The sequence below is a fragment of the Imhoffiella purpurea genome (assembly GCF_000585215.1).
In the GTDB taxonomy this organism is placed as follows: domain Bacteria; phylum Pseudomonadota; class Gammaproteobacteria; order Chromatiales; family Chromatiaceae; genus Imhoffiella; species Imhoffiella purpurea.
Window position 1 is genome coordinate 14,638 of sequence record NZ_AONC01000025.1, and the last position, 12,966, is coordinate 27,603.

13 protein-coding genes are annotated in these 12,966 nt (G+C 65.3%); 5 read left to right on the top strand and 8 right to left on the bottom strand.

Features of this window, described 5'->3' with window-relative positions; all coding sequences use genetic code 11:
* Nucleotides 1–6: 6 nt before the first annotated feature.
* Complete coding sequence (gene ampD / locus D779_RS08065) at nucleotides 7–591, bottom strand: 1,6-anhydro-N-acetylmuramyl-L-alanine amidase AmpD (RefSeq protein ID WP_052347959.1); 585 nt, start codon at nucleotides 589–591, stop codon at nucleotides 7–9.
* Nucleotides 592–734: 143 nt separating this feature from the next.
* Here ampD and nadC point away from each other — a divergent pair, with 143 nt between their 5' ends.
* Nucleotides 735–1,562, top strand: a complete 828-nt coding sequence (gene nadC / locus D779_RS08070; protein ID WP_043752285.1) for a carboxylating nicotinate-nucleotide diphosphorylase — start codon at nucleotides 735–737, stop codon at nucleotides 1,560–1,562.
* A 74-nt stretch (nucleotides 1,563–1,636) separates the two neighbouring features.
* Here nadC and D779_RS08075 read toward each other — a convergent pair whose 3' ends face one another.
* Nucleotides 1,637–2,557, bottom strand: a complete 921-nt coding sequence (locus tag D779_RS08075) for a DnaJ C-terminal domain-containing protein (RefSeq protein WP_043752286.1) — start codon at nucleotides 2,555–2,557, stop codon at nucleotides 1,637–1,639.
* Between the two features lie 137 nt (nucleotides 2,558–2,694).
* Nucleotides 2,695–4,203: an AAA family ATPase gene (locus tag D779_RS08080; RefSeq protein ID WP_043752289.1), complete on the bottom strand. Its 1,509-nt coding sequence runs from the start codon at nucleotides 4,201–4,203 to the stop codon at nucleotides 2,695–2,697.
* Between the two features lie 230 nt (nucleotides 4,204–4,433).
* Between D779_RS08080 and D779_RS08085 the strand changes: the two genes are divergently transcribed.
* From D779_RS08085 to D779_RS08095, 3 genes are all read left to right on the top strand, one after another.
* Nucleotides 4,434–5,984, top strand: a complete 1,551-nt coding sequence (locus D779_RS08085; protein WP_043752291.1) for a 2-isopropylmalate synthase — start codon at nucleotides 4,434–4,436, stop codon at nucleotides 5,982–5,984.
* Between the two features lie 9 nt (nucleotides 5,985–5,993).
* Nucleotides 5,994–6,806, top strand: a complete 813-nt coding sequence (locus D779_RS08090) for a uracil-DNA glycosylase (protein WP_043752294.1) — start codon at nucleotides 5,994–5,996, stop codon at nucleotides 6,804–6,806.
* A 341-nt stretch (nucleotides 6,807–7,147) separates the two neighbouring features.
* Complete coding sequence (locus D779_RS08095) at nucleotides 7,148–7,522, top strand: sulfur globule family protein (RefSeq protein ID WP_043752297.1); 375 nt, start codon at nucleotides 7,148–7,150, stop codon at nucleotides 7,520–7,522.
* 329 nt (nucleotides 7,523–7,851) lie between these two features.
* Here D779_RS08095 and D779_RS08100 read toward each other — a convergent pair whose 3' ends face one another.
* From D779_RS08100 to D779_RS08120, 5 genes are all read right to left on the bottom strand, one after another.
* A complete protein-coding gene (locus D779_RS08100) occupies nucleotides 7,852–8,379 on the bottom strand; it encodes a phosphatase PAP2 family protein (RefSeq protein WP_043752300.1) in 528 nt (175 codons plus the stop codon).
* Nucleotides 8,351–9,577 (bottom strand): glycosyltransferase family 4 protein, encoded by a 1,227-nt coding sequence (locus D779_RS08105; RefSeq protein WP_043752304.1) that lies wholly within the window; start codon nucleotides 9,575–9,577, stop codon nucleotides 8,351–8,353. The genes D779_RS08100 and D779_RS08105 overlap by 29 nt, the downstream gene beginning before the upstream one ends.
* Nucleotides 9,574–10,368, bottom strand: a complete 795-nt coding sequence (locus D779_RS08110; protein WP_232424120.1) for a lysophospholipid acyltransferase family protein — start codon at nucleotides 10,366–10,368, stop codon at nucleotides 9,574–9,576. Before D779_RS08110 ends, D779_RS08105 begins: the two co-directional genes overlap by 4 nt.
* A gap of 43 nt (nucleotides 10,369–10,411) precedes the next feature.
* Nucleotides 10,412–11,176 (bottom strand): GNAT family N-acetyltransferase, encoded by a 765-nt coding sequence (locus D779_RS08115; RefSeq protein WP_043752309.1) that lies wholly within the window; start codon nucleotides 11,174–11,176, stop codon nucleotides 10,412–10,414.
* A gap of 122 nt (nucleotides 11,177–11,298) precedes the next feature.
* Nucleotides 11,299–11,955, bottom strand: coding sequence for a histidinol-phosphatase (locus D779_RS08120; RefSeq protein WP_043752312.1), 657 nt, complete (start codon nucleotides 11,953–11,955; stop codon nucleotides 11,299–11,301).
* A 265-nt stretch (nucleotides 11,956–12,220) separates the two neighbouring features.
* On the opposite strand from D779_RS08120, the gene D779_RS08125 reads away from it, so the two are divergent.
* On the top strand, nucleotides 12,221–12,760 hold the full coding sequence (locus tag D779_RS08125) for an RNA pyrophosphohydrolase (protein WP_043752315.1): 540 nt from the start codon (nucleotides 12,221–12,223) through the stop codon (nucleotides 12,758–12,760).
* Nucleotides 12,761–12,966 lie beyond the last annotated feature (206 nt).

The following is a 12,966-nucleotide window of genomic DNA, read 5'->3' on the forward strand; positions in this document are numbered from 1 at the left end:
CCGGGATCATCGGCAGAGATCCAGATAGCGCCGCCAGTCGAAGGCCGCTCCCGGATCCGTCTTGCGTCCGGGTGCGATGTCGCTGTGTCCGGCGATGCGTTCGAGGGTGATGGCCGGATAGCGCGCCAGAATCCAGCGCGTGCAGTCGGCGAGCGTCCGGTACTGCAGATCCTCGAACGGAGTGAGGTCGGCGCCTTCCAGCTCGATGCCGATCGAGTAATCGTTGCAGCGTTCGCGCCCTTCGTAGGACGAGATTCCCGCATGCCAGGCGCGTCGCTCGCATGGGACGAACTGGATCAGGCTACCGTCGCGACGGATCAGCAGGTGCGAGGAGACCCGGATCCGGGCGATGGGGGCGAAATAGGGGTGTGCGTCCGGGTCGAGCCGGTTGAGGAAGAGGTCCTGGATCCAATGGCCTCCGAACTCGCCTGGCGGCAGGCTGATGTTGTGGATCACCAGAAGGTCGATGCGGGTGTCCGGCGGGCGGGCATCCTGGTTGGGTGAGGGGAGGTGGTGCGCCCAGTCGATCCAGCCCTCGGCGTCCGGATCGGCGACGCGCTCGGTTGGCGATTCATCATGTCTTTCGGGCATCGACTGGATTCACAATCCACTGGTAGGTGAATCCATCTTATCCTGTCGACCCCGTTCGTTGCCAAGGAGCCACCCGAGTGACGCTCAACCCCAGTTCCGCTGCCGAATTCTCCGCTCATTCCCCGCTGGATCCGACCCCGTTCATGCCGCCCCCGGCCATGATCGAGGCCCAGGTGCGCGCCGCCCTGGAAGAGGACGTCGGCCGCGGCGACCTGACCGCGTCCCTGCTGCCCGCCGAGCGGATGGCGCGGGTCGAGCTCGTCACGCGCGAGACGGCGACGCTCTGCGGAAGCGCCTGGTACGAGACGGTGTTCCGGCTGCTGGATCCCGATTGCAGCCTGATCTGGCAGGCCCGAGACGGCGATCCTATCCGGCCGGGGCAGTGTCTGTGCGCGATCGAGGGAAGCGCTCGCGCCCTATTGACCGGCGAGCGGACCGCCATGAACTATCTGCAGACCCTGTCCGGTACCGCGACCATCGCCCGCCGCTATGCCGATGCCGTGGCGGGATTGCCGGTTCAGGTGCTGGATACGCGCAAGACGCTGCCCGGGCTCCGAATGCAGCAGAAATATGCCGTGCTCTGCGGCGGCTGCCACAACCATCGCATCGGTCTCTTCGACGCCATTCTCATCAAGGAGAACCATATCATGGCGGCCGGGTCGATTCGGGCCGCCCTGGAGGCCGCGCTCGCCCTGGGCGCCGAGGTCCCGATCGAGATCGAGGTCGAGTCCGTCGCCGAGCTCGTGGAGGCGCTGGAGGCCGGGGCGCGCATGGTGCTCCTGGACAATTTCGCGCTGGACGACCTGCGGCGCGCGGTCGCGCTGAACGCCGGGCGCGCCCGTCTCGAGGCATCGGGCGGAATCGACCTCGAGACCATTCGTCCCATCGCCGAGACCGGCGTCGATCGCATCTCTGTCGGTGCCCTGACCAAGGATGTCCGGGCGGTGGATCTTTCGATGCGCTTCAGGTGATTGCCCGGCGATGAATGACCCCGAGAGCCCGACTCCGCAGGCGTGGCCACCGTCGTCCTGATCTCGGGCGGGCGTCAGACGCCGAGCTCGGCCCGCGGATTGAACTGCAGGCGTTTTGCCATGTCGCGATAGAGCGCCTTGGCATCGTCCGTGGTCGCGGCCGGGGTGACGATTTCGAGCAGAACCATCTCGTCGCCTGATGGCGAGCCGGGAAGTCCGCGACCCTTGAGTCGCAGCTTCTGACCCGACTGGGAGCCCGGCGGGATCTTGAGACTCACCGTGCCGCCGAGCGTGGGGACCGGAACCGACCCGCCCAGGGCCGCCTCCCAGGGGGCGATGGGGAGGCGCAGCTGGATATTGCGGCCATCCACGGTGAAGTGGCGGTGGGGCTCGATCTCGATCTCCAGATAGAGATCTCCGGCTGGGCCGCCGTTCGGTCCCGCCGAACCCTGACCGGCCAGTCGGATCTGCTGTCCCTGTGTGACGCCCGGCGGGATACGGACGTTCAGGGTCCTGGTCGTCGTTCTGCCGCGTCCGGCACCGTTCTGGGCCTCGACCTGGAGCTGACGTGTCGTCCCGCCATAGGCGGCCTCGAGGTCGATGAATAGCTTGATGGTCTTGTCCTCGCCGCGCTGGAGCACCCTGTCCCTGGCCTCGCCATGGAAGGCGCGGCCGAAGATGCTGGCGAAGAAGTCGCTGAAATCGGCCGTGTCGTCCGGATTGAACTTGAAGTCCTGGTAGGAGGAACCGGGTGGGGGGCGGAAGTCCTGACCGGCGCGCCAATTGCTGCCCAGGGCGTCGTAGGCCGTGCGCTTCTCGGGATCGCGCAGGACCTCGTTGGCCTCGTTGATCTCCTTGAAGCGGGTCTCGGCATCGGCCTCCTTGCTGACGTCCGGATGGTATTTGCGCGCCAGCCGGCGGTAGGCGCGCTTGATCTCGTCTTGGGTCGCGGTGCGTGCGACTCCGAGTGTCTTGTAATAGTCCTTGTATTGCATCGCGGCGTCTCAGGTCGGCGAAATCTCATCGGGCCGGGCCCGATTCATGGCCGAAGGTGGGGGTTCCCCGGTTGGATTGCAGCGGTCCTGGCCCCTTGGGCCGAGAGGGATGGGAGGCCCATTGGGTGGCGGACGGCTCATGAGGGTCTGTTCGTGGTGGTGGATGTCTCGGCGTGGGCCGGGACGGTGCGGTCCCTGGCCCAGGCACGCAGGCGCTGGAGCTGGTGGTCCATGATCGCCGAGAGCGGCTGGGTGCCGGCGAGCTCGGCGAGCAGCTGTTCGGTGTCGAGCGGCCTGTCGCTGGGCGATTCCGCATAGAGCGCGGAGACGACGGCCTGCTCGATTCCCGCGCCGGTGAATCCCTCGCTGGCCTCGGCGAGACGGTCCAGATCGAAACGCTCCGGCTCCAGACCGCGCTGGCGCAGATGGATGGCGAAGATCTCGCGGCGCACCTCGGCCGGCGGCAGGTCGACGAAGAAGAGCTCGTCGATGCGGCCCTTGCGGATCAGCTCGGGCGGGAGACGCGAGATGTCGTTGGCGGTCGCCGCCAGGAAGACCCGGGTCGTGCGCTCGGCCATCCAGGTGAGGAGGGTTCCGAGCACGCGGCGTCCGACGCCCTCGTCCTCCGAGCCGGTCGCCACGCCCTTTTCGATCTCGTCGATCCAGAGGACGCAGGGCGCCATGAGATCGGCGGTCTCCAGCGCCTTGCGCAGGTTCTTCTCGGTCTCGCCGATGTATTTGTCGTAGAGCGCGCCGAAGTCCAGGCGCAGCAGCGGCACGCCGAACCGGCCGGCGACGGCCTTGGCGGCCAGGCTCTTGCCGCCGCCCTGTACGCCGAGCAGCAGGATCCCGCGCGGGTGGTCGCGCCGGCGCTCGGGATCGAGAAAGGGTTCGCGCCGCCGGTCGATCCAGGCCTTGAGATTGGAGAGCCCGGCGATATCGGCGAAGGAGCGGGTGTCGTACTCGAAGCTGATGACGCCCTGCTGGCTCAATAGCTCGTATTTGGCCCGCTTGACCGATTCCACGTCCTTCTTGGTGATGGCGCCGTCGTTGCGGATGGCGTTGCGGATCAGACGGCGGGCATCGGATTCGGTGATGCCGAGCAGGTTGTCGGCCAGCTGGTTGAGCGATTCGCGGCTGGCGCGCACCGCGCCCGAGTCGCCGATCTCCTGCCAGCGCTTGGCTTCCTCGTGGATGAGGGCCAGGATGCGGTTGCGGTCCGGCAGGCGCAGGGTGAAGCGAACGCTGAGATGGCGCAGCTCGGGAGGGATCTCGAGCGCGTGACTGACCAGCACCAGGGTGCGCGGCAGCGCGCCGTAGCCCTGGGCGATCTCCTTGAGGAGCCGCACGTGCAGCGGATCGTCCAGATAGGGGTGGAAATCGAGCAGGATGTAGATGCCGCGCTGCGGCGTGACCCGCATGTGCTTGAGCACCTCGGCCGGCTCGGAGAGCATGCGCTGGGGGTTGGTCTCGTACTCGATGCGCTGCAGGCCGTCCGTCACGGTCCAGCGGAATGCCGGCTCGGAGACGCGGATGGCCAGCCGGGCGAACAGCTCCAGCACCCGGGATTCCTCGATGGATTCGATCAGGACGATGGGCGTGTCGGATCTCAGCAGCAGTTCCAGGTCGTGAAGGTCTGGCGTCATCGGTGGCTAACCAAGTGTCGCGGTCGATGTTGACCTCGGGATTATCCGCTATTTTGGCGTATGACGAGATCGCTGCGACTTGCAGGATTCAGGGCCGGGCATCGATCGATGCCCGGCATGGGCATTTCCGGGACTGGACGTTCGGCACCATCGGGTGTATCACCGCCGTCGTCCCGATCGCCTACAATGAACGGCTCGATGCAACAGCAGGCAACGCCCAGAGATCATCCATGACCGCAAAAGACCATCTGATCATCTTCGATACCACGCTGCGCGATGGCGAGCAGAGTCCTGGTGCCTCCATGACCCGCGACGAGAAGGTGCGTATCGCCAAGGCGCTCGAGCGCATGCGCGTGGATGTGATCGAGGCCGGCTTCCCGATCGCGAGTCCGGGTGATTTCGAGGCGGTCAAGGCGGTCGCCGAGGCGGTGAAGGACAGCCGGGTGTGCGGGCTGGCACGCGCGCTGGATCAGGATCTGGATCGCGCCGGGGAGGCGCTCGCCGGGGCCAACGCCGGGCGGATCCACACCTTCATCGCGACCTCTCCCATTCATATGGAGAAGAAGCTGCGGATGACGCCTGACCAGGTACTGGAACAGGCGGTCTATGCGGTCAGGCGCGCCCGCCGCTACACGGACGACGTGGAGTTCTCGCCCGAGGATGCCGGTCGCTCGGAGATCGATTTCCTGTGCCGGGTGATCGAGGCCGTGATCGATGCCGGGGCCGGCACGGTCAATATCCCGGATACCGTCGGCTACAACATCCCGGATCAGTTCGGTGGTCTGATCGGCGCGTTGCGCGAGCGCGTCCCCAACGCGGACAAGGCGGTCTTCTCGGTGCACTGCCACAACGACCTGGGTCTGGCGGTCGCCAATTCGCTGGCCGCGGTACGCAATGGCGCGCGTCAGGTCGAGTGCACCATCAACGGTCTGGGCGAGCGTGCCGGCAATGCCGCTTTGGAAGAGATCGTGATGACGGTGCGCACCCGTCAGGATCTGTTCGACTGCGAGACCCGGCTCGATACGACCCAGATCATGAACTGCTCGCGTCTGGTCTCCGGTATCACCGGATTCGCCGTGCAGCCCAACAAGGCCGTGGTCGGGGCCAACGCCTTCGCCCACGAATCCGGCATCCATCAGGATGGCGTGCTGAAGAACCGCGAGACCTACGAGATCATGCGCGCCCAGGACGTGGGCTGGAGCGAGAACCGCATGGTCCTGGGCAAGCATTCGGGACGCAACGCCTTCCGTGCGCGTCTCCAGGAGCTGGGCGTGGTGCTGAATTCCGAGGAGGAGGTCAACGCCGCCTTCTCGCGCTTCAAGGATCTCGCCGACAAGAAGCACGAGATCTTCGACGAGGATCTGCAGGCACTGGTCACGGACACCACGCTGGATGCCGCCAACGAGCGGGTGAAGCTGGTCTCCATTCGGGTCTGCTCGGAGACCGGCGAGGTGCCGACGGCGGATCTGGTGCTGACCATCGATGGCATCGAGAGGACCGGAACCGCGACCGGCGGCGGTCCCGTGGACGCGACCTTCAAGGCCGTCGAGACCATCGTCGAGAGTGGAACCACGCTCAAGCTCTATTCGGTCAACGCCATCACCAGCGGCACCGACGCCCAGGGCGAGGTCACGGTGCGACTGGAGAAGGGCGGGCGCATCGTCAACGGCCAGGGCGCGGACACGGACATCATCATCGCCTCCGCCAAGGCCTATATCAACGCCTGCAACAAGATCCTGCATTCGGCCGAGCGCGCCCATCCGCAGATCGCCGAGGTCTGATCCAGGGTGATGGACGAGAGGCGTCGCAGCCACTATCTGGCGGCCATGGGAGTGACCCTCTGGACCTTGCGTGACGTTCAGGACCGGCCGGCGCTGGCCGGGACGGTCGCGCTGGAGGCGACGTACATGCCCGGGTCTCCCGCTCGCCTCCGGGGCGAGCCTGGACCCGATGCGATGATGCCGCCGGTCGACCCCCCCGGGGTTCCGGTGGCCGCGGAGACCCCGCCGCCCGAGAAGACCGGGGTCTCCGATCCCGCGCAGATGGACTGGGATCAATTGGAGGCCGCCGTCGCCGGCTGTCGAGCCTGCGGTCTGTGCGACACCCGGACCAATACCGTCTTCGGTGACGGCAATCGTCGGGCGCGTCTGATGGTGATCGGAGAGGCGCCGGGTGCCGACGAGGATCGTGCGGGCGTGCCCTTCGTCGGGCGTGCGGGTCAGCTCTTGAACCGCATGCTGGCTGCGATCGGCTATCCGCGCGAGAGCGTCTATATCGCGAACGTCCTCAAGTGTCGCCCCCCGGGGAATCGGGATCCGCGTCCCGAGGAGTCATTGCGCTGCCAGGGATTCCTCGCGCGCCAGGTTCAGCTGATTCGGCCAGGGGCGATCCTGGCGGTGGGACGCATCGCGGCTCAGCATCTATTGCAGACCGACGAAAGCGTGGGGCGTCTACGCGGACGCTGGCTGGAACTGGGTCCGGATCGGATTCCGGTCCGGGTCACCTATCATCCCGCCTATCTGCTGCGTTCGCCCGAACAGAAGGCCAAGGTATGGGACGATCTGACCCTGGTTCGGCGTCGTCTCGACGCGTCCTCGGGCTGAGCGTGGACGGTCGGGCCGATTGTCCGACGATCGGTTCGGTGGGGGTTGAGGGATATTTTTTCCATTCGATACTATCCATGCCCGAAATCCAGTCTACATTCCAGGGGCAGGCCCGCGAGATGGGATGCGCCGGGCAGACTCCGGCGAGGGTTGGTTGTGGGGATCGGGGGGTGTATGAGGATTCGATCTGCTGTATGATTGCCGTCGGCGATCGTTACAATTGAAACAATCATAAAATGAAATTTCTTATTTAATTATTTTCTAATATAATCCTTCCCGTGGCCGCCAAGAAGTACAGTGGCCGCGCTTGCTGCCAACGACACAATGATCGGAGAAAACAGATGAAAAAGCTTGCTACTGCTGCCGCTGTCGCCGCCCTGCTGGGTGTTTCCGCTTCCGCCTCCGCTTGGTGGGGCCCGGGCTGGGGTGGTCCTGGCTACGGTAACGGCATGGGCGACTGGATGGACGACTTCTTCGGCGACGGCTACGGCGACTTCAACATGAGCATGAGCGGCGGCGGTCGCGGCTACAACCGCGGTTACGGTCGCGGTTACGGCTATGGCTACGGCGCCCCTTACTACGGCTATGGCTATCCCTACGGTGGCTACGGTGCCCCCTACTACGGTGGCGGCTACCCCTATGCAGCCCCCTACGGTGCTCCTTACGCGCCCATGGCTCCCGCTCCGGCTGCTCCGGCTCAGTCCGAGTCCAAGTAAGCAGTCCTAGAGCTCCGCTCGGAAAAGCCAGGCATCTGCCTGGCTTTTTTTGTTTCTGCTCCCAGCTCCCAGCTCCCAGCTCCCAGCGGGAGTGTGTGCCGGGGAGGCTTTTCACGACAAGGTCGAACCTGGGGCGGCATAAAAGAAGCGCCGAACCGTGAAGATGCGGCTGAAGCCGCACCTGCATTGGCAAGACTCGGGGATTGGCGATCTCGGGGCTGAACCCGATTCCACTCAGATCGGCGGGCAGGTTCGATACGTTATCTTGGCCGCTGGCCGCTGGCCGCTGGCCGCTGGCCGCTGGCCGCTGGCCGCTGGCCGCTGGCCGCTCAGACGACCAGCGTGATGCCCGCGTAGGCCAGCCCCAGGCCGATCAGGGTGGCGACCAGGACGTCGCTGGGATAGTGCAGACCCAGGATCACGCGCGAGGTGGCGACGAGGCAGGTGAAGGGCACCAGGATCCAGGCGAGTTCAGGGATATAGTAGATGGCCACGGTCGAGAAACTGACCGCGTGGAGCGTGTGCCCCGAGGGAAAGCTGTAGCGGTCCAGCGGCGCGACCGGCGCGACGATGTCGCTCGCGTAGCGGCAGGGGCGCTCGCGGCGCGTGAAGCCCTTCAGGGATTTGTAGAGGATGAGTGCGATACCGCCGGTCGCCAGCATGTGCAGGCTGGCCTGAGCGCCCTCCAACCCATAGATCAGAGGCAGTACGGCCATGAGGCTGTACCAGAAGACCCCGTCGCCGAGACGGCTGACGATGGCGAAAGGTCGCTGGATCCAGTGACGTTGGCCCGAGCGACTCCAGAGGCGGCAGACCGGCGCCTCGATTTCATTCAGGTGTTGCAGCCATACTTGCATGACGAGCCTCCGTTCCACGCTGTCGGTGGATCACTTCGAAGAGACGTTCCTCGACCCCGCCAAGAACTCGGTCCCAGCTGATGTCCTCGGCCGTTGCTCGCGCGGCCTCTCCCATTCGGCGCAGCCGCTCTCGATCGCTTGCCAGGTCGCGGCTGGCGGCGACGAAGGCCGCTCGATCGTCCATGGGAACGGTCACGCCGTTCTTCCAAGGCTGGATGTGGGCATGGGCCGCCGCATAGTCGAAGGCGATGACGGGTAGTCCGCTCGCCATGGCCTCGGTGACCACGTTGCCGAAGGTTTCGGTCAGGCTGGGGAACAGGAAGAGATCGCCGGAGGCGTAGTGCGCCGAAAGTTCGGCTCCGACCTTGGCCCCGACGAAGATGAACTCGGGATGCTCGCGCTGCATGCTGGCCGCCTCCGGACCGTCTCCGACCAGCACGAAGCGCACGTTGGAGCGGTCGGCCCGGATGGCCTGGAAGGCCTCGCGTGCCAGATCGAGATTCTTCTCCGCCGCGATGCGCCCGACATAGACCACGGCCAGATCCTCGTCGCCGCAACCCCAGGCGCGACGCAGCTCGGTACTGCGCCAGCTGGGGGAGAATTGGTCGACATCCACGCCCCTGCCGAAGATATGCAGATTGTTGAAGCCTTCCACCGAGAGCTCGGTCTTGAGCTCGGCGGTCGGTACCAGGGTCGTGTCCGAGCGGTTGTGGAAATGGCGCAGCGTCCCGGCGATGGGGCGTGTCAGCAGTCCCAGGCCGTAATGCCGGCTGTATTGATGGAACTGGGTATGGAAGCCGGTGATCGTTGGAATCCCCAGTGCCTGGGCGGCCGAGAGGGCGGCATGGCCCAGTGGTCCCTGGGTGGCGATGTAGATGAGGCTCGGCCGCTGGCGATGCCAATGGCGTCGCAGGCGCCAATAGACCGGAAGCCCGAATCTGAGACCGCGATAGCCGGGGATCGGGAGTCCGGGAACCAGCATCAGCTCGATATCGGTGCCCTCGGGTTTTCGGGGATCCTTCGTCTGTCTGGGGCGGACGAGCTCGATGCGGTGGCCCCGGTTGGCCAGTCCCTCGGCGAGATGCCGCATGGTGTTCGCGACGCCGTTGATTTCTGGCGGATAGGTCTCGGTGACGACCGCGATCCGCAGGGTTGCGGACGGGGGCGGGGCGTCTGGGGTGCGTTGAGCGGACATCATGGGATGAAGGCCGGTCTTGGCTCGAGATCCATCTCCTCGATACAGGTGTTCGGGGTCTCTTCGGGCGTCTGCTTTCGTTCGCCGCGCACGGGATCGAGCGCGCCGAGGATCGCGGCATGGGTGCGCTCGGCCAAGGCGCGCCTGGATTCGTTCGCGTCCGCCTGGATCGGTTCCAACAGCTGGATATCGGCGACCAGATTCGGATGACGCAGGATGCGCCAGAGGCTGGCCACCAGGGTGTCTTCGCCGATATAGGCCGCCCGCGTCTCGGGCCTTGGATCGGATCCCTGGTGATAGCCGATCGCGACCGGCTGTATCCTCGGACCCGCGTCCTGGGCGATTCCGAACAGACGGGGGTGGAAGCGGAGAACCTCGCTCCCGTCGGTCGTGGTGCCTTCGGGGAAGATCACCAGGGTGCGACCGGAGGCGAGGAGACCGGCGATCCGGGAGGCGATGTTCAGCGTCTGGTTGCCGCCGCGCGCGATGAAGAGGGTTCCCGCGATCTCGGCCATCCAGCCGATCAGGGGCCAGGTTCGTACCTCGGCCTTGGACAGGAAGCCGATCTCGCCCTGTCCGCCGATGATCGGAATGTCGAGCCAGGAGATGTGATTGGCGACCAGCAGGCAGCCGGGCTCCAGGCGTCCGCGAACGGAGATCTCGATGCCGAGCGCGGCGCACAGCCTGGCATGCCACCAGGACGTGACCGTCGGCAGCCACTCCGGGCGTCCGTCTCTGCGATAGCGCAGACTCACGTAGAGCGCGATCAGGGCACCCGTGGTCAGGTGCTCCACGACCCTCAGGCTCCTCCAAATCGATCTTCCGACCATCAGCCCCTCATCGTTGGGTAAGGCGTTCCAGGAAATGGCGCGAATACGCCGGATTGAGCTCGTCCACGTTGAGCAGCATCAGCACGTCTCCGACCCCGAAGTCGGGATCCCGGCAGGGCTCTCCGCAGGCCTTGGCTCCCAATCGGATATAGGCGCGCAGCAGTGCCGGCAAGGGGGCGTCGAGATTGTCGTCCGGTGCGTGGGTGGTGAGCAGTGGCGAGCGCGGTGTGACGCGCAGATGCTCGGGTCCCATGGCCTGGCGGCGTATCCGGTTCATGATCGCGGCGGCCTGGATGTCCTGCTCGCCGAGCGGCACGCTGGCGCATCCGAAGAGATAATCGAATCCGTGCAGATGGATGAATCCGGCCAGGCCCGACCAGAGGACGGCGATGGCCGAGCCCTGTCTGAACTCGGGTGCGATACAGGTGCGTCCGACCTCGAGCAGACGTCCCTGCAGGGTTCGGATGGGGGCGAGCTCGAACTCGCTCTCCGAATAGAAACGGCCGAGCCGGTCGGCCTGGACGTCGGTCAGGATACGGGTGCAGCCGACCACGCGTCCACTCTTGGTCTCGCGGACCAGGAGGTGCTGGCAGTAGTGGTCGAATTCATCGATGTCGAGCCCGGCGGTGCCCTTCAGCTTGGCGCCCATCTCCTCGCCGAAGACGTGATAGCGCAGGGCTTGCGCCTCGCGGATCTCCTGCTCGGAGGTTGCGAGCTCGACGAACAGTCGCTCACCGCGCGGGGCGACCTGGGCAGAGGCAGACACGGCCATTGAGAACCCTCGACAGTTGTTCAGCAAGTAGAGGGTTATGGTATTTCGCGACTATGTCAGCTTGATGTGTAGCGCATGACGGCCTGGTGAAGGATGCCCGGCGGCTCGCCGGCCGTTCGGTTTCAGTCCCGCAGCGAGAGGATCCGCCAGCCCCTGGAGGCGGCGGTCGCGCGCAGCCGGGGATCCGGGTCCACGGCAACCGGGTGCGTCACGCGTTCGAGCAGGGGCAGGTCGTTGTGGGAATCGCTGTAGAAGGCGCTTCCGTCCAGATCCAGATCCCGTTCCGCCAGCCATTCCTCCAATCGGATGACCTTGCCCTCGCGGAATGCGGGTATGCCTGCGACCTCGCCGGTATAGTGTCCTCCATGCAGCGCGGGCTCCGTCGCGATCAGGTGCGGCACGCCGAACCGCTCGGCGATCGGGGCCGTGACGAAGGCGTTGGTCGCGGTGACGATGAGCAGGGTGTCGCCGGCCTCGCGATGGCGCTCGATCAGTGCCCTGGCCGAGCGGAGCATGATGGGCTCGATCTGCTCGGCCATGAAATCCTCGCGCAGCGCCTCCATCTCCTGTCTGGGGTTGTCGCGCAGCGGTCTGAGCGAGAAGCGGAGAAAGGCGTCGATGTCCAATGTGCCGGCCTGGTAATCGGCATAGAAGCGCTCGTTCTCGCGGTCGTAGTGCTCGCCGTCCACGATCCCGCGCGCGGCGAGGAAGCGTCCCCAGAGATGATCGGAGTCGCCGTCGAGCAAGGTGTTGTCGAGATCGAAGATTGCCAGAGCCATGTACTAACCTATTCTGAAGACTTGTCTGTTCGCGGGCATCGATGCGTGCGGCATGGTCCCGATCTGCGTCGATGCTCGCGGATTTGGCCGCGCGTTTCAAGGAATTGGATCGCGCGGGCGGTCGCTCGGGCGTGTTATTTTGCGCACTTCTTCAATCTGTGCGACCAAGCCGTTGATTGGCAATCGCTTAATGAGTTCGTTCGCTTGCCGGGGACGAGCCTGATATGGAAGAATTGGTCGGAAAATGCCAACTGGATGACACCCTTTGATCGACCATGACGGCTTCAGACCCAACGTCGGCATCATCCTGAGCAATCAGGATCGGCGCCTATTCTGGGGGCGCCGCGTTGGCCAGAACGCGTGGCAATTTCCCCAGGGGGGCATCAACCCGAACGAGAGCCCGGAGGAGGCGATGTTCCGAGAGCTCGAGGAGGAGGTCGGACTGCAGGAGCAGCAGGTCACCATCCTCGGCTATACGCGCGGCTGGCTGCGCTATCATCTCCCCAAGCGCTATATTCGTCGGCATTGCGGCCCGACCTGCATCGGCCAGAAACAGATCTGGTTCATGCTGCGGGTGCACTGCGGGGAGGATGCCTTCTGTCTCGACCACACCGACAAGCCGGAGTTCGATGCCTGGCGCTGGGTGAGATACTGGCAGCCCCTGAACGAGGTGGTCTACTTCAAACGCCATGTCTATCTTCAGGCGCTCGAAGAGCTGGCGCCCATCCTCTATCCGGAGGGTGCCCCGATGCGCGAGGCCCAATATGCCAGGGGCGCTAGAATGATGCGGCAGCGCTGCACATGAGTGCTGCGGCTTGGGGCTGGATCCTTCATGCCTCGTCCGGTCGCTGCGGGGTGCCCAGCCGCCCCGTCCGGCTCGACCGAACGGCCGCCACCCCTATGTCGCGGCGGCCACCTTTTCCCATTAGCTGATTCCAGGCGCGAGTTTGTCCGAGCCCTCTCCAATCAAGCAAGCGGTCTCGCCCACGGCGAGCTCCCTTCAGGCCCCTC